The organism is Burkholderia sp. lig30, from assembly GCF_000687455.2.
GTDB lineage: Bacteria > Pseudomonadota > Gammaproteobacteria > Burkholderiales > Burkholderiaceae > Burkholderia.
Window position 1 is genome coordinate 1 of record NZ_JGVW01000114.1, and the last position, 22068, is coordinate 22068.

Sequence of the window (22068 nt, forward strand, 5' to 3'; positions counted from 1 at the left end):
AACCTCGTCACCGCTTGCGCGGGGGTTTTGGCCCGCTACACTGAAATCGAAAGGGTCTGATGTGGCGGCGCGCAAGCGGTGACGAGGTTGGTATGACGACGGCGATGGTGAAACAGGAACTGGCGGTGGCGTCGTTCAGCACGGTGTACGACCTGGAGCAAGTCGAGACGGCGCTGAACGATCTCAACGAGGGCGCGAGCGATGCGCTGCGCGCTACCTATGAAAAGATGCTCAAGGCCGGCAATCTCCGCTTTTGCGTGAAGCCGAACCGGATGCCGTCGTTCGACGCGCTGAACGATGCGCTGCCGAATTTCGCGGAGCCGCTCGACGACGTCCGCAAGCAGGTCGCGCTGTGCCTCGAGACCGACGACCGCCTCGAGCTGATGCCGCTTCTGCTGCTCGGGCCGCCGGGCATCGGCAAGACGCATTTCGCGAAGGCGCTCGCGCAACTGCTCGGCACGTCGTATCACTATGTGGCGATGAGTTCGCTGACGGCGGGCTGGGTGCTGTCGGGCGCGTCGTCCCAATGGAAGAACGCGAAGCCGGGCAAGGTGTTCGACGCGCTCGTCAACGGCAGCTATGCGAACCCGGTGATCGCGGTCGACGAGATCGACAAGGCGGGCAGCGACGCGCAGTACGACCCGCTCGGCGCGCTTTATGCGCTGCTCGAGCACGACACCGCGCGCGCGTTCGTCGACGAATTCGCCGAGGTGCCGATCGACGCGGGCAACGTGATCTGGATCGCGACCGCGAACGACGCGCACGCGATTCCGGAACCGATCCTGAACCGGATGAACGTCTACGAAATCGCGCCGCCCGACGCGGCCGGCGCGCGGCGCATCGCGCAGACGATCTACGACGAGATCCGCACGTCGCACGCGTGGGGCCGGCGTTTTCCGGAGACGCTCGGCGACGCGGCGCTCGACGTGCTCGCCGCGACGCCGCCGCGCACGATGCGCCGCGCGCTGCTGCACGCGTTCGGCGCGGCCCGGCTCGACGGGCGGGATGCGGTCGAGGCGCGTGACATCCGCGCCGACGAGGGCGTCGCGAAACGCCGTCCGATCGGCTTCTGACGCCGGTCGCGTGCGCTTTGGCCAAGAGGTACAATCGTCATCCATTCTCTCGATTCGAATGACCATGGAGCAAACGGATTGCGTAGTGATCGGCGCGGGCGTGGTCGGGCTCGCGATTGCCCGTGAACTGGCCGCGCGCGGCCGCGAGACGCTCGTGCTCGAGGCGGCTGACGCGATCGGCACCGGCATGAGTTCGCGCAACAGCGAGGTGATCCACGCCGGGCTCTACTACCCGAGCGGCTCGTTGAAGGCGCTTGCCTGCGTGCGGGGCCGGGACCTGCTCTACGAATTCTGCGAGACGCATCACGTCCCGCACCGCCGGGTCGGCAAGCTGCTCGTCGCGACCTCCGCGGCACAGGTGAAGCAACTGAAGGCGATCGCCGCGCGCGCCGAGGAAAACGGCGTGCTCGACTTGATGCCGATGTCGCGCGTCGAGGCGCAGACGCTCGAGCCGGCGCTCGAATGCGTCGAGGCGCTGTTCTCGCCGAGCACGGGCATCATCGACAGCCACCAGCTGATGCTCGCGCTGCTGGGCGACGCCGAGCGCGGCGGCGCAATGTGCGCGTTGAAATCGCCGGTCGAGTCGATCGAGGTGGTCGGTTGCGAGCGCTTCGTCGTGCGTACGGGCGGCGAAGCGCCGACCGAGATCGAGGCGAGGTGCGTGATCAACAGCGGGGGCCTCGGCGCGCAGGCGCTCGCGCGCCGTACGCGCGGGCTCGATCCGCGCTGGGTGCCGCCGCTGTATCTGGCGCGTGGCAATTATTTCAGCCTGTCCGGGCGCTCGCCGTTCAAGCATCTGGTCTACCCGATGCCCGACCGCGCCGGGCTCGGCGTGCACCTGACGCTCGACCTCGCCGGCCAGGCGCGCTTCGGCCCGGACGTCGAATGGATCGACACGCCGAATTACGACGTCGATCCGGCCCGCGCGCAAGGGTTCTACGCGTCGATCCGCGCATACTGGCCCGGCCTGCCGGACGACGCGCTGCAGCCCGCGTACGCGGGCATCCGGCCGAAGCTCGCCGGGCCCGGCGAGCCGGCCGCCGACTTCGTCCTGCAGGGTGCGGCGCAGCATGGCGTGCGCGGGCTGGTGAACCTGTTCGGCATCGAGTCGCCGGGGCTGACCGCGTCGCTCGCGCTCGCGCAGCGCGTCGGCGAGATGGTCTCGCGCAGCTGACGGCGGCGGCGCCCGCCGCCGCCGGTGCATCCCTCGCCTGTCTGCGGCCCGGATTGGCGTGAACAGGCCCTAGGGAATCTGGGGACGCGCATCCGCATGTCCGGGGCGTATGCTTTTGACAGGCTGCGTCGCGCGCAGCCTTCAACCCGATAACGTTGGAGCGAGTCCCCATGAAAACATCCCGTCGGAGTTTCCTGATCTCGAGCGTCGGCGTCGTATCGGCGCTGGCGCTGTCGCGTGACGCGCTGGCTGACGCACCGATGCTCTCGGAGAGCGATCCGGCCGCGCAGGCGCTCGGCTATCGGGCGGACGCCACGAAGGTCGACAAGGCCAAGTATCCGAAGTACGCCGCGGGGCAGGCGTGCGCGATGTGCATGCTGTACCAGGGCAAGCCGGGCGCGGCCTCGGGCCCGTGCGCCGCGTTTCCGGGCAAGCAGGTGTCGTCGAAGGGCTGGTGCAACGCGTTCACGAAAAAGGCGTGACGCGGGCGCCGCGTCGCGCAGGAACCGAGAGAACGCCTGCCGTCGATGGACGGCAGGCGTTTTTTATTGCCTGAAATCGGTTCGCGGGCTGTCTGCATTGGCATTTTCTTCAACTTGTTCCGTTGTCCAAAGCTCAAGTAATATCCGCGTACGCCGGCCCCCCGGGGCCGGTTCAGACCGGAGACCTGGAGGAAACATGGAACATCACCGTCTGTTGCGCGCCTTGCGTGTTACCGCCATCGCAGGCGTGGCAGCGGCCTCGCTCGGCATCACGGGCACTGCGTTCGCGCAGATCCCGAACAAGACGCTCGTCTACTGCTCAGAAGGCAGTCCGGCGGGCTTCGATTCCGCGCAGTACACCACCGGCGTCGATTTCACCGCCGCGACATTCACCGTCTATAACCGTCTCGTCGAATTCGAGCGCGGCGGCACGAAGGTCGAAGCGGGCCTCGCGCAGGCCTGGGACGTGTCGCCCGATGGCAAGGTCTACACCTTCCATCTGCGGCATGGCGTGAAATTCCACACGACCGACTTCTTCAAGCCGACGCGCGAATTCAACGCGGACGACGTCGTGTTCACGTTCGAGCGCATGCTCGATCCGAACCAGCCGTTCCGCAAGGCGTACCCGGTGTCGTTCCCGTACTTCACCGACATGGGCCTCGACAAGCTGATCGCGAAGATCGAGAAGGTCGATCCGTACACCGTGCGCTTCACGCTGTCCGAGCCGAACGCGCCGTTCATCCAGAACATGGCGATGGAATACGCATCGATCCTGTCGGCCGAATACGCGGACCAGCTGATGAAGGCGGGCAAGGCCGCCGACCTCAACCAGAAGCCGATCGGCACCGGCCCGTTCGTGTTCCGCAGCTACACGAAGGACGCGACGATCCGCTTCGACGGCAATCCCGACTACTGGAAGAAGGGCGAGGTGAAGCTGTCGAAGCTGATCTTCTCGATCACGCCCGATCCGGGCGTGCGCGTGCAGAAGATCAAGCGCAACGAGTGCCAGGTGATGAGCTACCCGCGTCCGGCGGACATCGCGACGCTGAAGGCCGATGGCGGCGTCGACATGCCGTCGCAGCCGGGCTTCAACCTCGGCTACCTCGCGTACAACGTCGAGCACAAGCCGCTCGAGAAGCTCGAGGTGCGCCAGGCGCTCGACATGGCGATCAACAAGAAGGCAATCATCGATTCCGTCTATCAGGGCGCGGGCCAGGCCGCGGCCGCGCCGATGCCGCCGACGCAATGGTCGTATGACAGGAACCTGAAGGCGGTGCCGAACGACCCCGCGAAGGCGAAGGCATTGCTGTCGAAGGCCGGCTTCCCGAACGGCTTCGAGATCACGCTGTGGGCGATGCCGGTGCAGCGCGCGTACAACCCGAACGCGCGCCTGATGGCCGAGATGATCCAGGCCGACTGGGCGAAGATCGGCGTGAAGGCGAAGATCGTCACGTACGAGTGGGGCGAGTACATGAAGCGCGCGCACGCGGGCGAGCAGGACACGATGCTGATCGGCTGGACCGGCGACAACGGCGACCCGGACAACTGGCTCGGCACGCTGCTCGGCTGCGAGGCCGTGAAGGGCAACAACTTCTCGAAGTGGTGCTACAAGCCGTTCGACGATCTGGTCCAGAAGGGCCGCACGACGACCGGCCAGGACGCGCGCACGAAGCTCTACACGCAGGCGCAGCAGATCTTCGCGCAGCAACTGCCGTTCTCGCCGATCGCGAACTCGACGGTCTACCAGCCGGTGCGCAAGAACGTCGTCGACATGCGCATCGAGCCGCTCGGCTATGCGCGCTTCGACGGTGTCGGCATGAAGTGACGAAGCAGGCGTAAGCTACTGCCGTTGAGAAGACCGGCCTGACACGATCCGGCGACGAGGGGCCATGCGCTCCTCGTCGCCGGTCGCACATTTCCCACCCGAATTCACGAGACGCACCATGTTCCGATTCGTGTTGCGCCGCGTGGGCATGGTGATCCCGACCTTCATCGGCATCACCATTCTCGCGTTCGCGCTGATTCATCTGATACCGGGCGACCCCATCGAAGTGATGATGGGCGAGCGCGGCGTCGATCCCGCAATGCACGCGGAGGCGATGAAACGCCTCGGGCTCGACCAGCCGCTGGCCGTGCAGTACGTCCATTACATCGGCCGCGCGCTGTCCGGCGACCTCGGCACGTCGATCATCACCAATACGAGCGTCGCGGGCGAGTTCTTCGCGCGCTTCCCGGCGACCGTCGAGCTGTCGATGTGCGCGCTGTTCTTCGCGCTCGCCGTCGGGCTGCCCGCCGGCGTGATCGCGGCGCTCAAGCGCGGCACCGTCGTCGATCACGGCGTGATGGGCACCGCGCTGACCGGCTACTCGATGCCGATCTTCTGGTGGGGCCTGATCCTCATCATGGTGTTCTCGTCGACGCTCGGCTGGACGCCCGTGTCCGGGCGCATCGCGGTCGAATACGAGATTCCGCACGTGACGGGCTTCATGCTGATCGACGCGCTGCTCGCGCCGGACGAAGGCGCGTTCAAGTCGGCGGTCAGCCACCTGATCCTGCCGGCGATCGTGCTCGGCACGATCCCGCTCGCGGTGATCGCGCGGATGACCCGCTCGTCGATGCTCGAAGTGCTGCGCGAGGACTACATCCGCACCGCGCGCGCGAAAGGGCTGTCGCCCGCGCGCGTGATCGTCGTGCACGCGCTGCGCAACGCGCTGATCCCGGTCGTCACCGTGATCGGCCTGCAGGTCGGCACGCTGCTCGCCGGCGCGGTGCTGACCGAGACGCTGTTCTCGTGGCCCGGCGTCGGCAAGTGGCTGATCGACGCGATCGGCCGGCGCGACTATCCGGTCGTCCAGGGCGGCATCCTGCTGATCGCGACGCTCGTGATCGTCGTGAACCTGGCCGTCGATCTGCTGTACGGCGTGCTGAATCCGCGCATCCGCCACACGAGGTAAATCATGAGCAACCTGCAAAACGCCATGCCGCGCGAGACCGCGCCGGTCGGCGGCCGCGCGCTCGCGCTGCGCGAATTCTGGGGCAACTTCTCGCGCAACCGCGGCGCGGTCGGCGCGGGCGCGGTCGTGCTCGCGCTGATCCTGGTCGCGCTGTTCGCGCCGCTCGTCGCGCCGCACAGCCCGATCGAGCAATACCGCGACTACGTGAAGATCCCGCCCGCCTGGCTCGAAGGCGGCAACTGGCGCTTCGTGCTCGGCACCGACGAAGCGGGCCGCGACATCCTTTCGCGCCTGATGTACGGCGCGCGGATGTCGTTCTGGATCGGCTTCGTGTCGGTCGTGCTCGCGCTGATTCCGGGCATCGTGCTCGGGCTCGTCGCCGCGTTCTTCCAGAAATGGGCGGACACGCCGGTGATGCGCGTGATGGACGTGCTGCTCGCGCTGCCGTCGCTGCTGCTCGCGGTCGCGGTGGTGGCGATCATCGGCCCGGGCCTCGCCAACACAATGTTCGCGATCGCGATCGTCGCGCTGCCGGGCTACGTGCGCCTCACCCGCGCGTCGGCGCTCGGCGAGCTGCAGAAGGAATACGTGCCGGCGTCGCGCGTCGCGGGCGCCGGCACGCCGCGCCTGATGTTCTCGCAGGTGCTGCCGAACTGCACGGCGCCGCTGATCGTGCAGGCGACGCTCGGCTTCTCGTCGGCGATCCTCGACGCGGCCGCGCTCGGCTTCCTCGGCCTTGGCGTGCAGCCGCCGACCGCGGAGTGGGGCGCGATGCTCGCGTCGGCGCGCGACTACATCGACAATGCGTGGTGGATCGTGACGATGCCGGGCCTGTCGATCCTGATCTCGGTGCTCGCGATCAACCTGCTCGGCGACGGGCTGCGCGACGCGCTCGATCCCAAACTGAAACGGATGGCGTAAATGAAACGATCCCCAATGCCCGCTGCCCCCCGAGGGGCCGTGAATCCGCGTGGGGCGGCCCGGCGAGGACACCTATGACCGACCTTCTGACCCTCCGCAATCTCGCGGTGGATTTCAACGGCCTGCCCGCCGTCGACGGGATCGACCTGTCGATCGCACCGGGCGAGGTGGTGGGCGTCGTCGGCGAATCGGGTTCCGGCAAGAGCGTGACGATGATGGCGCTGATGGGCCTGATCGACGCGCCGGGCATCGTGACCGCCGACGAGATCACGTTCGATGGCGTGGACCTGCTGAGCGCGTCGCCGAAGGCGCGGCGCAAGATTGTCGGCAAGGACATCGCGATGGTGTTCCAGGACGCGCTGACGAGCCTGAACCCGAGCTACACGGTCGGTTACCAGATCAAGGAGGTGCTGAAGCTGCACGAGGGGCTGCGCGGCGACGCGCTGAACCGCCGCGCGCTGGCGCTGCTCGACCAGGTCGGCATCCCCGACGCGAAGAACCGCATCGACACGTTCCCGCACCAGATGTCGGGCGGGATGAACCAGCGCGTGATGATCGCGATGGCGGTCGCGTGCAACCCGAAGCTGCTGATCGCGGACGAGCCGACCACCGCGCTCGACGTGACGATCCAGGCGCAGATCATGGACCTGCTCGTGACGCTGCAGAAGGAGCGCGGGATGGCGCTCGTGCTGATTTCGCACGATCTCGCCGTGGTGTCGGAGGTCGCGCAGCGCGTCGCGGTGATGTACGCGGGCGAGATCATCGAGACCAACCGCGTGCCGGATATTTTCGCGTCGCCGCATCATCCGTACACCGAAGCATTGCTTGCGGCGATCCCGGAGCACAACAAGGGGGCGCGGCGCCTTGCCGCATTGGCGGGCATGGTGCCGGGCCGCGATGATCGGCCGTCCGGCTGCCTGTTCGCGCCGCGCTGCAAGTATGCGGTCGACGCCTGCCGCGACGCGCGGCCGGCGCTCGCCGCGCTGGTGCCGGGCAACGACGCGATGCGCGCGCGCTGCATCATGCCGCTCAATCTGTCCAACCCTGACCCGACTGCTTTGCATGGGCGCGGCGCAAGCGTCAACGCGCCAGCGTCGCCCGACAGGAGGCCGCGATGAATGCTGTCCACGAAACGCCGCGCACGCCGCACGACGACGCGGTGCTGGTCGCCGACGCGCTGACCCGGCACTACGCCGTCAGGCGCGGCATGTTCGGCCAGGGCACGGTGAAGGCGCTCAATGGCGTGTCGTTCACGTTGAAGCGCGGCAGGACGCTCGCCGTCGTCGGCGAGTCGGGCTGCGGCAAGTCCACGCTCGCGCGCCAGCTGACGATGATCGAGACGCCGACGTCCGGCCATCTGACGATCGACGGCCGCGACGTCGCCCGCGCCGACCGGCAGACGCTGGCCGACTTGCGCCGCCGCGTGCAGATGGTGTTCCAGAACCCGTTCGCGTCGCTCAACCCGCGCAAGACTGTCGAGCAGACGCTCGCCGAGCCGCTCGCGATCAACACCAGGCTGGGCGCCGCCGAGCGCGCGGAGCGCATCGCGCAGATCATGCGCACGGTGGGCCTGCGCCCCGAGCACGCGAAACGCTATCCGCACATGTTCTCGGGCGGCCAGCGGCAGCGCGTCGCGATCGCGCGCGCGATGATCCTCGATCCGCAGATCGTCGTCGCCGACGAGCCGGTGTCCGCGCTCGACGTGTCGATCCAGGCGCAGATCCTCAACCTGTTCATGGACCTGCAGGAGCAGTTCGGCACGAGCTACGTGTTCATCTCGCACAATCTCGCGGTCGTCGAGCACGTCGCGGACGACGTGATGGTGATGTACTTCGGCAGCGTCGCCGAGCTGGGCGACAAGGCGACGATCTACGCGCGGCCGCGCCATCCGTACACGCGTGCGCTGATGTCCGCGACGCCCGCGATCTTCGAGGAAGACCGCCGCGTGCAGATCAAGCTGCAGGGCGAGATGCCGTCGCCGCTCAATCCGCCGTCGGGCTGCGCGTTCCATCAGCGCTGTCCGTATGCGGTCGAGCGCTGCCGTGTCGAGGAGCCGGTGCTGCGCGACGTCGACGGACGGCGCGTTGCCTGTCATCGCGCGGAGGAGGTGGGGGAGGCGAATGCCTGAAGGGTCGGCGGCGCGCGATTCGACGGCGCGCCGAGGGTGCTTCGGCGGTACGCGCATGCGCCGCGCGTATTGCAACGCTCGCCGCTGGGGCGTGCGCACCGTGACCGGCGCGGCGCTGGCCGGCGCGTGCGCGGCGGCCGGCGTGTGCATGCCCGCGCAGGCGGTGCGTGCGGAACGGAGCCCGCCGGCGACGGCGCCGCTCCATCCGGCGCAGATGCCCCAGCCCCGCGTCAGCCTGCCCGGCTTTCACGCATCGCCGGCCACGTCGAACGGCACGGTCGCGAGCGGCGCGGTGCGCGTGCAGCCTGCACGGATGCCGTTCTACGTCGCGACCAAGGGAAAGGTGACGCTCTATCTGCTCGGCACGTTGCACACCGGCGACCCGGCGGACTATCCGCCCGCGCAGCCGTTCCGCCCGCCGGTACTCGCCGCGCTGGCCGCGTCGCCGACGCTCGCGCTCGAACTGTCGCCGGACGACCTGCTCGAATCGCAGGACGACGTGTCGAAATACGGCATCTGCAATTACCCGTGCCTGCCGCGCCTGCTGCCGGCCGCGCTGTGGCAGCAGCTCGCGAACCGGCTGCGCGGCAATCCGGCGGCGCTCGCCGAGATCCGCAAGATGCGGCCGTGGCTTGCCGCGCTCGTCGTCGAAACCTACGATTCGCTGCTGGCCGGGCTGCAGACCGAGTACGGCACCGAGGCGCAATTGCAGAACGTGTTCCTGAAGAAGCGCGGCGGCAAGGTGGTGGGGCTCGAGACGCTCGCCGAGCAGATGCGCGCGTTCACCGGGCTCACGCTGGCCGAGCAGCGCGAAATGCTCGCGCAGGACATGGCGCAGACGCCCGCGCAGAACGCCGCCGACGTGAAGGCGCTGCACCGGCTGTGGCGCATCGGCGACGCCGACGCGCTCGCCGCGTGGGCGGCCGTGAAGGCCGAGCGCCTCGCGCGCTCGAAAGCGGTGTCCCATTCGATCGACAACAAGATCCTGTACGAGCGCAACCGCCGCTTCGTCGCGCGGATGACGGCGCTTGCCGCGCCGAACCGGCCGCTGTTCGTCGCGATCGGCGCGCTGCATCTCGGCGGCCGACGGGGCGTGCTCGAATTGTTACGGGAGCAAGGCTACAGGGTCGATGCGAGCTGACGGTGTGGCCCTTTCACCGTCTATAGATCGCTCCCCGTTTGATTGCCGGAACATGTGTTGCGTGCGCGCCGCACCGATGTACGTGTGGATCAGGAAAACCCGGGATTCGTCGGTAAGCAGTGTTTGAAACGATTGACATCCGGTTGGGGGCGAACCTATTCTTCATCCCACAAGTTTGAAAAATTGAAAACAAAGATTAAGTTCTACGGGGAAGCAAAAAAACAGCGCGGGGTTAGCGTTGCCGGCACGTGCATGACGTGCCGGCTGCGCGATAGCGGCATGCACGACGGGGCCAACCATCGTCGAACGTCCATCGCATGCGGGCAGACTTGCAGACCAGCACGACTTGCCGTCCAACCGGGGGAGCAGCATCGGGCGGCGGTGGACGTTTCTCGATCAGGAACCGGGTTTTCCGGTGCCGTCGCCAGACGGCTTCCATGTCGACGCGCCAGCCGTAGCGGTGGTGCGTCGGGTAGCGGAAGAAATCTACGGAAAAGCGCCTTTAGGGCGCTTTTTTCTTGTACGAAGCGTGATTGTCAGGACTGCGAGACGTCGCCGCAGTGGGGCGGCGCGATCACATCGACCCCCGCCGCCTCCAGCGCCGCGCGAATGCGCTGCGCGAATGCCACCGCATGGGGGCCGTCGCCATGCAGGCAGACGGTCTGCGCGTTGAGCGGTACCCACTCGCCGGTGACCGCGCGCACCCGCCGTTCGCGCACCATGTCGAGCGTGCGCGCGATGACCTCGCCCTCGTCGTCGACCAGCGCGCCGGGCTGGCTGCGCGGCACGAGCGAGCCGTCCGCGCGGTAGCCGCGATCGGCGAACACTTCCTCGACGGCAACCAGCCCCGCGCGCCGTGCAGCGTCGACGAGCACGCTGCTCGCGAGGCCGAACACCGCGAGCGACGGATCGAAATCGCGGATCGCAGCCACCACCGCTTCCGCGACGAGCGGATCGCGCGCGGCCTGGTTGTACAGCGCGCCGTGCGGCTTCACGTGCGCGACGCGGCCGCCCTCGGCCCGCGCGATCGCGGACAGCGCGCCGAGCTGATACAGCACGCCCGCGTAGATCTCGTCCGCCGGCAGCCGCATCTCCTGGCGCCCGAAATTCTCCGGGTCGTGAAAGCTCGGATGCGCGCCGATCGCCACCCCCTTCTGCACGGCCCAGCGTACGCACTCGCGCATCGTGCCCGCGCCGCCCGCGTGCCAGCCGCACGCAATGTTCGCCGACGTGACGAGACCGAGCAGCGCCTCGTCGGCGCCGCACCCTTCGCCGAGATCGGCATTCAGATCGATTTCCATGATGTACTCGTGCACATGTTGCGCGGCGCAGGCGGCGCCCGCCCGTTCCACGTCAGGCCGCCTGCGACTGCAAGCGCTGGCGCGCCTCCTCGCGCATCGCGATCGCGACGTCGATCTGCCGCAGGTAGGCGCGCTCGGCGGCGAGCGCGTCCCGTGCGATCTCCGGCGTCGCGCGCACGAAGTGGATCGGCAGGTTCAGGCGCGCCTGCGCGAGCTTCCACAGGTCGGCGCGGATCACGGTGCCGATCCTCGGATACCCGCCCGTGGTTTGCGCATCGTTCATCAGCACGATCGGCAGGCCGTTCGGCGGCACCTGGATCGTGCCGGGCAGCACCGCGTGCGACAGCAGCTCCACCGGCCGCTCGCGCATCAATTCGACGCCGGCGAGGCGATACCCCATCCGGTTGCTGTTCGCCGTCACGAGCCACTCCTCATCCCAGAAGGCCTGCTGCGACGCGGCGGAAAACGACGTGTAGTCGGGGCCGGGCAGCACCCGCACCGGCATCGTCCATGGCGCATGCGCGCTCCTGGGGCGGCGCGCCGGCTCGTCGACGCGCACGAACGCGCACCAGGCCGGCGCCTTGACGCCGAACTCGGGCGCATCGGGCGCGAGGCAGCGCGGCGCGCTCGCCGGCGGCACGCCGGCCGGCAGCCGGTCGCCGTCGCGCAGCGCGCGGCCGCCGAGCCCGCCGAAATGCGAGGCGAGATCGGTGCTGCGCGAGCCGAGCACCGGCAGCACGTCGATGCCGCCCGCGACGCACAGGTAGCCGCGCATCCCGCGCCGCGCGACCGACAGCGTCAGCGTCTGGCCGGCTTCGACGGGCAGGCTCCACCACGAATACACGGGCTTGCCGTCGAGCGCCGCGCCGAATTCGGTGCCGGTGATCGCGATGCGCGTCGCGCGCGGAAAACGGAACGCGGCGGGGCCGAGCGTGATCTCGACGGCCGCCGCGTCCGGGCGGTTGCCGACGAGCCGGTTGCCGACCTCGAGCGCGAGGCCGTCGAGCGCGCCGCCCTGGGCGACGCCGAGATGGCGCGAGCCGCGCCGCCCCGGATCCTGGACCGTCGACAACGGGCCGGCCCGCACCACCTCGATGCTGCCTGGCGCTTTGCAGTGGCTCATGACGCGTGGACTCCCGCAATGGTGAAACGCACCCGGTCGCCCGGCAGGAGCAGCGTCGGCGGTTGCCGGGCTGCGTCGAACAGCACGCTCGACGTGCGGCCGATCAACTGCCAGCCGCCAGGCGAGGCTGTCGGGTAGATGCCGGTCTGCGCGCCGCCGATGCCGACCGACCCGGCCGCCACCTCGAGGCGCGGCGCCGCGCGGCGCGGCACGTGCAGCGCGGCGTCGAGGCCGCCCAGATACGCGAAGCCCGGCTTGAAGCCGACGAAGAACACGATGTATTCGCCGGCCGCGTGGCGGGCGACCACCTCGTCGGCCGGCAGGCCGGTGTGCGCGGCGACGGCCTGCAGGTCGGGGCCGGCCTTGCCGCCGTATTCGACCGGGATCTCGACCTCGCGGCCGCCGGCGGCGTCGGCAGTGGTCGTCTCCCACGCGTCGAGCAGCGCGGGCGTCAACGCGTCGGCGGTGGTCGCGAGCGGATCGAACACGATCGTCAGGTTGTTCATGCCCGGCACGACGTCGACGACGTGCGGCCAGCCGCGCGCGACTGCCGCGACCGCCCAGACGCGGCGCTGGCAGTCGAGCGTGGCGGGCGGCGGCACTTCGCAGACGAGTGCGGATTCGCCAAACGGGTAGAGGCGTGGAGGCGTCATTGGTCGGAGTCGCGTCGCGGTGCAGTGGTGGCGTACATTGTCAATAAAATATCGATAATTTACCAATAAGCGTTTATGCCTAGCTGGCGGTCAGCGGCTTCTGACGTACACTTCGCTGACCCCGATTCCGATCCCGTGCCGCCTGTGCCATGAAGCCTCACCCGACTCGATTCGTTTCTTCCGAACATCTGGTTTCCGACGCGAGCGCCGAGCTGTCCGAGCTCGAATACGGGCTCATCATGGCGGGCAACGCGTTCAACCGCTGGATGGTCCGTTGCATGTCGGCGGCGGGCGCGAAGGACATGACGGCGGTCGAAGTCTCGCTGCTGCATCACGTCAGCCATCGCGAGCGCAAGAAGAAGCTCGCCGACATCTGCTTCGTGCTCAACATCGAGGATACGCACGTTGCGACTTACGCGTTGAAGAAGCTCGTAGCCAGAGGATATGTAAAGAGCGAAAAGACTGGCAAGGAAGTGTTCTTTTCCGCCACCCAGGCCGGGCGCGACCTGTGCCTGAAATACCGCGAGGTGCGCGAGCACTGCCTGATCGAGACGCTGAAGGACAGCGGCCTCACCAACGAACAGATCGGCGACGCGGCGCAACTGCTGCGCCATGCGTCCGGGCTGTACGACACGGCCGCGCGGGCGGCGGCGTCGCTGTAGTCCGCGATCCACGCATCGAAGTGTATCGCCGCAATTGCGGCGATTCCGTTACGGCGCAGCGGTAATCCGCCGAATTGCCCGGCGCGGCACGCTCAATTCGCGTGACCGGGGCGCGTGCCGATTCGGTAAGCTGCATGCCGCTTCTCCCCGCGCCCCATCCGACACCGACTCTCGTGGACACGAACCCCATCCAGCAAGCCGCGGCGCTCTGCCAAAGCGGACATTTTGCCGCCGCGCGCGCGATCGTCGCGCCGCTCCTCGACGCGGGCACGGCCGACCCGGCATTGCTCGGGCGGGCGTGGCACATCGCGGCAGTCTGCGCGCTCGGCCTGGACGAGCCCGCCCTGGCCGAATCGTGCTGGACGCACGCGATCGGCGCGGCGCCCGATTTCGACGAATCCTGGCAGGGACTGGGGGCATTGCTGATGTCGCAGTGGCGTTTCGCCGAAGCCGAGCGGATCTATCGCGCGCTGGTGGCGCACGATCCGGGCCGGGCGGTGCTTCACGACCTGCTCGGCGCGGTGCTTTACGATCTCGGCCGGCGCGCCGAGGCGCAGGCCGCGTTCCGGCAGGCGCTGGCGCTCGAGCCCGGCCACGCGGACGCGAACTATCACCTCGGCATCGCGCTGCAGGACGCGGGCCGGCTGGACGACGCGCAGGCGGCCTACCGGCAGGCGGTCGCGGCCCGCGCCGACCACGCGGACGCGCACCACCGGCTCGGCAACGTGCTCGAGGCGCTGGGCCGCCTCGACGATGCCGACGCGGCCTACCGCCAGGCGCTGACCATCCGGCCGCAGTTTCCGGAAGCGCTCGACAGCCTCGGCGGCGTGCTGAAGTCGCTCGGCCGGTTCGCCGAGGCCGAGCTCGCGTGCCGGCTCGCGCTGGCCATCCGCCCCGATTATGCGCAGGCGCACGCCAACCTCGGCGCGCTGCTGGTCGACCTCAAGCGTCTGTCCGAAGCGGAGGCGGCATGCCGGCAGGCGATCGCGCACAGCCCGGACCATCCCGAAGCGCACTACAACCTCGGCATCGCGCTGCACAACCTCGATCGCCTGGCGGAAGCGGAGGAGGCCTACCGGCACGCGATCCGCTGCCGCCCGGACCTCGTGCACGCGCACAACAACCTTGGCTGCGTGCTGCGCGCGCTCGGCCGCGAAGAAGACGCGCTGGCGAGCTTCGAGCACGCGCGCGCGCTGCGCCCGGCGCTGGCCGAGGCGCATTACAACCTCGGCGTGACGCTCGGGCTGCTCGGCCGCCAGCCCGAAGCGGAGGCCGCCTACCGGCAGGCGCTGGCGCTGCATCCCGATTACGGGGATGCGTGTTTCGGCCTCGCCGTGCTGCTGCTCGGCCTCGGCCGCTTCGACGAGGGATGGCGGCTCTACGAGTCGCGCTACGTGCAGCCCGCGTTCGTTCACATGACGACGCGCACGCTGCTGCATTGCCCGCAGTGGCAGGGCGAGGATCTCGCCGGCAAGTCGCTGCTGGTCTGGCAGGAGGACGGCCTCGGCGACATGCTGCAGTTCGGCCGCTATTTCGGGATGCTCAAGGCGCGGGGCGCGGCGCACGTCGCGTTCGCGTGTGCGCCGCCGCTGCGCCGCCTGATGAGCGGGGTGGCGGGCGTCGATGCGGTGCTGGATCATGACGATGCGATGGCCGGCTCGTCGCGGTTCGACTGCTGGACGAGCCTGCTCAGCGCGCCGCTGCATGTCGGCACGACCGTGGACACGATTCCGCCGCCGCTGCGGCTCGCTCCCGAGCCGGCGAGCGTCGCCCGCTGGCGCGCACGGCTCGACGCGCTGGCGCCGGGACCGAGGATCGGGCTCGTATGGAAGGGCAATCCGCTGCATCACAACGACGCGAACCGCTCGCTGCCTTCGCTGACGACGCTCGCGCCGCTCTGGAACGTGCCGGGCGCACGTTTCGTGAGCCTGCAGAAAGGGCAGGGCGAGGACGAGGCGCGCGACCCGCCGAACGGACTCCCGCTGCTTCACCTCGGATCGGAGGTGGAGGATTTCGCGGACACGGCCGCGATCGTCGCGCAACTGGATCTCGTCGTCTGCGTCGACACGTCGACCGCGCATCTGGCCGCGTCGCTCGGCACGCCGTGCTGGGTGCTCCTGCCGGACCGGGATGTCGACTGGCGCTGGATGCACGCGCGCGACGATTCGCCATGGTATCCGCAGACCGTCCGGGTGTTCCGCCGCGTGCGCGGCGAAAGCTGGCTCATGCTTGCCGAGCGCGTGCGCGGCGCATGCGCGGCGAGATTCGCGGCGCACGACGCCGCGCATGCGGGCGCAGCCGGCCGCTAGCGCCTGTTCACGCCAATAACGGGCTGGCGCCGGCCGCCAGAAGGGCCGGGCGCGAGGAATGCGCCGAAGCCGTCACACGCCTTGATGGATGCCTGCCTCGGTGACGACCCATCGCATCGCGAGGTCGTGTCCCTCGGCCGGCAGCGCATCCACCCGGCACGCCTCGTACGCGACCCCCACCGTGACCGGCGGCGTCTGCGCCGGCCATGCGGCGAGCGTGCGGTCGTAATACCCGCCGCCATACCCGAGCCTGAACAACCGGCGGTCGAAGCCGACACAGGGGATCAGCAGCAGGTCCGGCACGACGACCTTGCCGGACGCCGGCTCGGGAATGCCGTGATGCCCGTCGCGCATCGGCGTGGCGGCGTCCCACGCATGAAACTCGAGCGGCGTGCGCTGTTCGCGGATCACCGGCAGCGCCGCCTGCCGTCCATCGCCTCGCGCGCACCATGCGAGCACCGCCGGTCGCGCGTCGAATTCGCCCGGGAGCGGCCAGTAGAACCCCACCGTGCGGGGCGCGACGCGATCGAGCAAATCGCGTACGTGCGCGTCGAGCGCGGCGTTCGTGCCGGGCTGCGCCTGCGCGTCGCGGCGGGCTTGCGTGAGCGCACGGCGCAGCGCCTGCTTCCGTTCGGGCAAAGGGTTGCGTGCTATGCTTTCGCTCACTTCGTGCTCCATTCATAACGATGTCGAACAGCCTTTTTCGAGTATATCGCGCGGTCGCGCTGACGCTTTCCACGGCCGCGCTCGTCACGGGCACGGCGGCGTGCGCGGCGCCTGCCGACGACACGCTTTCCGGGGACGACCAGACCTTCATCCAGCTGCGCGAGGCCGCGCGCCGCAACGACGCGGCGAAGGCCGCGCAGCTCGCCGCGACGATCCCGAGCTACCCGGTGTCGTCGTATCTCGAGTATTTCCAGATCAAGCCGCAACTGTTCGATTCGAGCGGCCGCGCGCGCACCGACGCGCCGGACGCGCCGGTGCTGTCGTTCCTGCAGCGCTATGACGGCCAGGCGATCGCCGACCGCATGCGCAACGATTACCTGCTGGTGCTCGGCGCGCGCCACGACTGGCGCAATTTCGACGAGCAGTACAAGCGCTTCGTGCTCGACGACGATACGCAGGTGAAGTGCTATGCGCTCGAGTCGCGCGCCGCGCGCGGCGAGAACGTCGCCGACGCGGCCCGCGCGCTGCTGACCGAGCCGAAATACTACGGCGACGCGTGCGTCGACCTGGTCACCGCGCTGACGGTCAACCAGCAGTTCACGAGCGACGACGTCTGGCAGCAGGTGCGCGTCGCATTCGAGCAGAACTACACGACGCTCGGCGGCAAGATGCTCGATGCGCTCGGCCCGCGCCCGGCCGGCTTCGATCAGGCGACCGGCGCGCCGCCGCTCTACCTGGCGCGCGGCGTCGGCGCCGATGCCGCGTCGCATCAGCTCGCGCTGCTCGCGATCGGCCGCATCGCGCGCAACGATCCGGACATGGCCGCGTCGACCTTCGCGTCGGTCGCGCCGTCGCTGACCAAGACCGAGCAGGCGATCGGCTGGGGCATGATCGGCTATCAGGGCGCACTGAAGCGCTCGCCGCTCGCGTCGGTCTGGTATCAGAAATCGTCGAGCGCGCCGCTGTCCAGCGGCGCATACGAGTGGCGCACGCGCAGCGCGCTGCTGGTCGGCGACTGGCCGATGGTGCGCTGGTCGGTCGAGCAGATGCCGCCGTCGCTGCGCAACGACCCGGCATGGGTCTACTGGCATGCGCGCGCGCTCAAGCAGAGCGGCGACACGCTGCAGGCGAACCAGGAGTTCGAGCAGATCGCCGCCCAGTTCAATTTCTATGGCCAGCTCGCGGGCGAGGAGCTGGGGCAGCGCACGCGGGTGCCGCCGCGCACCGCGGTCACGGACGACGAGATCAACGCGATGGGCAAGGTGCCGGGCTTCGCGCTCGCGCAGCGCTTCTACGCGCTGAACCTGCGCCTCGAAGGCAACCGCGAGTGGAACTGGCCGCTGCGCGGGATGACCGATCGCCAGCTGCTCGCCGCCGCCGAATACGGCAAGCGCGTCGACCTGCTCGACCGCACGGTCAACACCGCCGACCGCACGAAGGCCGAGCACGATTTCTCGCTGCGCTATCCGTCGCCGTACCGCGACATCGTCGAGCGCTACGCGCAGTCGACCGGCCTCGACGTCGAATGGGCGTACGGGCTGATCCGCCAGGAGTCGCGCTTCGTCACCAACGCGCGCTCGTCGGTCGGCGCGGGCGGCCTGATGCAGCTGATGCCCGCCACCGCGCAGCTCGTCGCGAAGAGGCTCGGCCTCGGCACGATCTCGCGCGCGCAGATGCACGACATCGACACCAACATCCAGCTCGGCACCTGGTATCTGTCCGACACCTACCAGTCGCTCGGCGGTTCGGCGGTGCTCGCGACGGCCGGCTACAACGCCGGGCCGGGGCGTCCGCGCCAGTGGCGCAAGGTGTTGACGCAGCCGGTGGAAGGCGCGATCTTCGCAGAGACGATTCCGTTCAACGAAACGCGCGACTACGTGAAGAACGTGCTGTCGAACACCACCTATTACGCGGCGCTGTTCGAAGGCAAGCCGCAGTCGTTGAAGAAGCGCCTGGGCACCATCTCGCCCTGACCCGCAACCTGCACACTGCCGCGCGAGACGCGGCAGTGTCCTTTCGAGAGCCACGACCATGGACCGTCAGACCGTCGCGCTGTTGGGTGGCACCGGCTTCATCGGCAGCCGTCTCGTGAACGCGCTGATCGCCGCGGGCAAGCGCGTGCGGATCGGCACCCGGCGGCGCGACCATGCGCGCCACCTGGCGATGCTGCCGGTGGAGATCGTCGAGCTGGAGGGGTTCGACGCGCGCCACCTGGCCCGCTTCGTCGCGGGCGCGCACGCGGCGGTGAACCTCGTCGGCGTGCTGCACGACGGACATGGCACGCCGTACGGCGCGGGCTTCGAGCGGGCGCACGTCGCGCTGCCGGCCGCGCTCGCGAGCGCATGCGTCGAGGCGGGCGTGCCGCGCCTGTCGCACCTGAGCGCGCTCGGCGCGGATTCGCACGGCCCGAGCATGTACCAGCGCTCGAAGGGCGACGGCGAGGCCGCGCTGCACGCGGTCGCCGCGACGACGCCGCTCGGCGTGACGATCTTCCGGCCGTCGGTCGTGTTCGGCCCCGGCGACGCGTTCCTCAATACCTTCGCGAGCCTGCAGCTGGCGCTGCCGGTGCTGCCGCTCGCGATGCCCGACGCGCGGTTCCAGCCGGTGTTCGTCGGCGACGTCGCGCAGGCGATCGTCAACACGCTCGATCTCGCCGCCGCGCGCGGCAAGACCTACGAACTCGGCGGGCCGACGGTCTATACGCTCGAGGCGCTGGTGCGCTATTGCGGCGCGCTGGTCGGCCGCCAGGCGCGGATCGTCCGGTTGCCCGACGCGCTCGCGCGGCTGCAGGCGATCGTGTTCGAGCATCTGCCCGGCGAGCCCATGCTCACGCGCGACAATCTCGCGTCGATGTCGGTGCCGAACGTGCTGTCCGGCCCGCTCGCGCCGGAACTCGGCATCGAGCCGGCGAGCCTCGAGAGCATCGCGCCGGCGTATCTCGGCGACGCCGCGCAGCGGTCCCGCTTCGCCAGGTTCCGCGCGCGCCGCTGAGCCTGTTCCTCACCCTGGATCTTTTCGGAAATCCCGTCATGAAACTCGTCATTGGAGACAAGAACTACTCGTCGTGGTCGATGCGCCCGTGGGTGCTGATGACACACTTCGGCATTCCGTTCGAGGAGATCGTCGTCGAGCTGCATCGCGACGATACGAAGGCGCGCATTCTCGAACACTCGCCGTCGGGCAAGGTGCCGTGCCTGATCGACGATCACGGGCTGGCGATCTGGGATTCGCTCGCGATCGCCGAGACGCTCGCCGAGCGCCATCCGGAGTATCCGATGTGGCCGGCCGACGCGCTCGAGCGCGCGCATGCGCGCTGCGTCGCGGCGGAGATGCATGCCGGCTTCGCCGCGCTGCGCTCGGCGATGGGGATGAACGTGCGCGCATCGCTGCCGGGGCAGGGGGCGACGCCCGACGCGCTTGCCGACGTCGCGCGCATCGATGCGCTGTGGAGCGCGTGCCTCGAAGCGTCGGGCGGGCCGTTCCTGTTCGGCGAATTCGGCATCGCCGACGCGATGTATGCGCCCGTCGTGATGCGCTTCAACACCTATGCGCCCGGCCTGTCGCCGGAGGCGAGCGGCTACGTCGAGCGCGTGACCGCGCTGCCGGCCGTGCAGCAGTGGATCGACGGCGCGCGCCGCGAGACGCACGTGATCCCCGAATACGAGCCTACGCGATGAATGTCTACGCAGTCGGCGGCGCGATCCGCGACGCCTTGCTCGGCGTGCCGGTGCAGGACCGCGACTACGTCGTGGTCGGCGCGACGCCCGAGCAGATGGCCGCGCAGGGCTTCAAGCCGGTGGGCAAGGATTTTCCGGTGTTCCTGCATCCGGAGACCCACGAGGAATATGCGCTCGCGCGCACCGAGCGCAAGACGGCGGCCGGCTATCACGGCTTCCGGTTCCACTACGCGCCGGACGTCACGCTCGAGGACGATCTCGCGCGGCGCGACCTGACGGTCAACGCGATGGCGCGCGAGGTGAGCCCGGGCGGCGCGCTGATCGGGCCGGTGATCGATCCGTTCGACGGCCAGGCGGACCTGCGCGCGCGGCGTTTTCGCCACGTCAGCGACGCGTTCGTCGAAGATCCGGTACGAATCCTGCGGGTGGCGCGCTTTGCCGCGCGTTTCGCCGACTTCACCGTCGCCGACGAGACGAACACGCTGATGCGGCGCATGGTCGACGCGGGCGAGGCCGATGCGCTCGTCGCCGAGCGCGTCTGGCAGGAAGTCGCGCGCGGGCTGATGGAGGCGCGGCCGTCGCGGATGTTCGAGGTGCTGCGCGGATGCGGCGCGCTCGCGCGCATCCTGCCGGAGATCGACGCGCTGTTCGGCGTGCCGCAGCGGGCCGACTATCACCCGGAAGTCGATACGGGCGTTCACGTGATGATGGTCGTCGATCACGCGGCGAAGCAGGGCTATTCGCTGGCGGTGCGGTTCGCCGCGCTCACGCACGATCTCGGCAAGGCGACCACGCCGGCCGACGTGCTGCCGCGCCACATCGGCCACGAGGGGCGCAGCGTCGACCTGCTCAAGCCGCTGTGCGAGCGGCTGCGGGTGCCGAACGAGTGCCGCGACCTCGCGCTCGTCGTCGCGCGCGAGCATGGCAATCTGCATCGCGTGATGGAATTCGGGGCGGCGGCGCTGGTGCGCCTGTTCGAGCGCACCGACGCGCTGCGCAAGCCGGCGCGCTTCGCCGAGGTGGTGCAGGCGTGCGAAGCGGACGCGCGCGGCCGGCTCGGGTTTGCCGTGCAGCCGTATCCGCAGGCGGAGCGGTTGCGCGAGGCGCTCGTGGCGGCGCGCAGCGTCGATGCGGGCGCGATCGCGCGCACGCTCGGCGACGATCCGGCGCGCATCAAGGACGCGGTGCATCGCGCGCGGATTCAGGCCGTCGCGCTGGCGGCGGGCGTCAGCGACGAGTGAGGGGTGTGGCGGGAGGGGCGGTGGCGCGTGCGGGCGGCCGCCGCGTCAGCGCACGAGCGTCGCGACCCGGCCGTCCGGCCCGTAGAAGCCGACCTGCGCGGGCGCTGCGCGCAGCACCGCGAGCGCGCGTTCGTTGTAGTCCATCCGGATGCGGATCAGCATGCCGTTGTTTGCGTTGGCCTGGCGAGCCCGCTCGGCGGACTGTTGCAGCAGCTGCCAGTGGCTGGCGAGGCGGGCGTCGCGCTCGGCGGCCTGGTCCATGCCTTTCTTGCCGGCGGGGAAGCCGAGCTCGCCCAGTTGCGCGTCGCGCGTGCGCTCTAGATTCGCGAGCTTGTCGAGCAGCTCGGTCTTCTTCTCGACGATGCCGGGCAGCATTTCCAGCGGCTCGGGCGTCGTCAGCGCCTTCTCTTCATAGGCGAGCAGAGACGCGAAGGCTTCGACCGTCGCGTGTTCGTCATTGACCGTGGCCAGCAGCTCGTCTCTCATCGCTTCTCGCTCAATCCACCGGCGCGCGGACGATCCGCGCGCCGTCTATCGGTGCCTGCCGGCCCGATCGGGCCGGC

Annotated in this window: 20 protein-coding genes; 15 read left to right on the plus strand and 5 right to left on the minus strand. The window is 69.3% G+C overall.

Features of this window, described 5'->3' with window-relative positions:
- Window positions 1–92: 92 nt before the first annotated feature.
- From LIG30_RS21975 to LIG30_RS22015, 9 genes are all read left to right on the plus strand, one after another.
- A complete protein-coding gene (locus LIG30_RS21975; RefSeq protein ID WP_038715481.1) occupies window positions 93–1073 on the plus strand; it encodes an AAA family ATPase in 981 nt (326 codons plus the stop codon).
- 64 nt (window positions 1074–1137) lie between these two features.
- Window positions 1138–2247: an NAD(P)/FAD-dependent oxidoreductase gene (locus LIG30_RS21980; RefSeq protein WP_038715456.1), complete on the plus strand. Its 1110-nt coding sequence runs from the start codon at window positions 1138–1140 to the stop codon at window positions 2245–2247.
- A 170-nt stretch (window positions 2248–2417) separates the two neighbouring features.
- Window positions 2418–2729: a high-potential iron-sulfur protein gene (locus tag LIG30_RS21985; protein ID WP_038715458.1), complete on the plus strand. Its 312-nt coding sequence runs from the start codon at window positions 2418–2420 to the stop codon at window positions 2727–2729.
- Window positions 2730–2925: 196 nt separating this feature from the next.
- Complete coding sequence (locus tag LIG30_RS21990) at window positions 2926–4554, plus strand: ABC transporter substrate-binding protein (RefSeq protein ID WP_038715460.1); 1629 nt, start codon at window positions 2926–2928, stop codon at window positions 4552–4554.
- A gap of 118 nt (window positions 4555–4672) precedes the next feature.
- Window positions 4673–5683, plus strand: a complete 1011-nt coding sequence (locus LIG30_RS21995; protein WP_038715462.1) for an ABC transporter permease subunit — start codon at window positions 4673–4675, stop codon at window positions 5681–5683.
- Window positions 5684–5686: 3 nt separating this feature from the next.
- Window positions 5687–6604 (plus strand): ABC transporter permease subunit, encoded by a 918-nt coding sequence (locus LIG30_RS22000; protein ID WP_038715463.1) that lies wholly within the window; start codon window positions 5687–5689, stop codon window positions 6602–6604.
- A 74-nt stretch (window positions 6605–6678) separates the two neighbouring features.
- Window positions 6679–7722 (plus strand): ABC transporter ATP-binding protein, encoded by a 1044-nt coding sequence (locus tag LIG30_RS22005; protein ID WP_038715465.1) that lies wholly within the window; start codon window positions 6679–6681, stop codon window positions 7720–7722.
- Complete coding sequence (locus LIG30_RS22010; RefSeq protein WP_038715467.1) at window positions 7719–8732, plus strand: peptide ABC transporter ATP-binding protein; 1014 nt, start codon at window positions 7719–7721, stop codon at window positions 8730–8732. Before LIG30_RS22005 ends, LIG30_RS22010 begins: the two co-directional genes overlap by 4 nt.
- On the plus strand, window positions 8725–9873 hold the full coding sequence (locus tag LIG30_RS22015; protein WP_038715470.1) for a TraB/GumN family protein: 1149 nt from the start codon (window positions 8725–8727) through the stop codon (window positions 9871–9873). Before LIG30_RS22010 ends, LIG30_RS22015 begins: the two co-directional genes overlap by 8 nt.
- 536 nt (window positions 9874–10409) lie before the next feature.
- Here LIG30_RS22015 and pxpA read toward each other — a convergent pair.
- Genes pxpA through pxpB form a run of 3 tightly spaced genes read right to left on the minus strand, consistent with a single transcriptional unit; the run spans window position 10410 to window position 12950 of the window.
- A complete protein-coding gene (gene pxpA / locus LIG30_RS22020) occupies window positions 10410–11174 on the minus strand; it encodes a 5-oxoprolinase subunit PxpA (RefSeq protein ID WP_038715483.1) in 765 nt (254 codons plus the stop codon).
- Window positions 11175–11226: 52 nt separating this feature from the next.
- A complete protein-coding gene (locus tag LIG30_RS22025) occupies window positions 11227–12297 on the minus strand; it encodes a biotin-dependent carboxyltransferase family protein (RefSeq protein WP_038715472.1) in 1071 nt (356 codons plus the stop codon).
- Window positions 12294–12950 (minus strand): 5-oxoprolinase subunit PxpB, encoded by a 657-nt coding sequence (gene pxpB, locus LIG30_RS22030; RefSeq protein ID WP_038715473.1) that lies wholly within the window; start codon window positions 12948–12950, stop codon window positions 12294–12296. The genes LIG30_RS22025 and pxpB overlap by 4 nt, the downstream gene beginning before the upstream one ends.
- 149 nt (window positions 12951–13099) lie before the next feature.
- Here pxpB and LIG30_RS22035 point away from each other — a divergent pair, with 149 nt between their 5' ends.
- On the plus strand, window positions 13100–13612 hold the full coding sequence (locus LIG30_RS22035; protein ID WP_038715474.1) for a winged helix DNA-binding protein: 513 nt from the start codon (window positions 13100–13102) through the stop codon (window positions 13610–13612).
- Window positions 13613–13746: 134 nt separating this feature from the next.
- Window positions 13747–15921, plus strand: a complete 2175-nt coding sequence (locus tag LIG30_RS22040; protein ID WP_051995132.1) for a tetratricopeptide repeat protein — start codon at window positions 13747–13749, stop codon at window positions 15919–15921.
- A gap of 72 nt (window positions 15922–15993) precedes the next feature.
- Here LIG30_RS22040 and LIG30_RS22045 read toward each other — a convergent pair whose 3' ends face one another.
- Window positions 15994–16599 carry a 5-formyltetrahydrofolate cyclo-ligase gene (locus LIG30_RS22045; protein WP_051995133.1) on the minus strand — a complete coding sequence of 202 codons (606 nt, stop codon included), beginning with the start codon at window positions 16597–16599 and terminating at the stop codon, window positions 15994–15996.
- A gap of 8 nt (window positions 16600–16607) precedes the next feature.
- On the opposite strand from LIG30_RS22045, the gene LIG30_RS22050 reads away from it, so the two are divergent.
- From LIG30_RS22050 to LIG30_RS22065, 4 genes are read left to right on the plus strand one after another with little or no spacing between them, the layout of a single operon-like run.
- The gene (locus LIG30_RS22050; protein ID WP_038715475.1) at window positions 16608–18560 is read left to right on the plus strand and encodes a lytic transglycosylase domain-containing protein; all 1953 of its coding nucleotides are present in this window, start codon (window positions 16608–16610) and stop codon (window positions 18558–18560) included.
- A gap of 58 nt (window positions 18561–18618) precedes the next feature.
- Window positions 18619–19578, plus strand: a complete 960-nt coding sequence (locus LIG30_RS22055) for a complex I NDUFA9 subunit family protein (protein ID WP_038715476.1) — start codon at window positions 18619–18621, stop codon at window positions 19576–19578.
- Window positions 19579–19616: 38 nt separating this feature from the next.
- The gene (locus LIG30_RS22060) at window positions 19617–20264 is read left to right on the plus strand and encodes a glutathione S-transferase family protein (protein ID WP_038715477.1); all 648 of its coding nucleotides are present in this window, start codon (window positions 19617–19619) and stop codon (window positions 20262–20264) included.
- The gene (locus tag LIG30_RS22065; RefSeq protein ID WP_038715479.1) at window positions 20261–21505 is read left to right on the plus strand and encodes a multifunctional CCA addition/repair protein; all 1245 of its coding nucleotides are present in this window, start codon (window positions 20261–20263) and stop codon (window positions 21503–21505) included. Before LIG30_RS22060 ends, LIG30_RS22065 begins: the two co-directional genes overlap by 4 nt.
- A gap of 45 nt (window positions 21506–21550) precedes the next feature.
- Here LIG30_RS22065 and LIG30_RS22070 read toward each other — a convergent pair whose 3' ends face one another.
- A complete protein-coding gene (locus LIG30_RS22070) occupies window positions 21551–21991 on the minus strand; it encodes a flagella synthesis protein FlgN (RefSeq protein ID WP_038715480.1) in 441 nt (146 codons plus the stop codon).
- Window positions 21992–22068 lie beyond the last annotated feature (77 nt).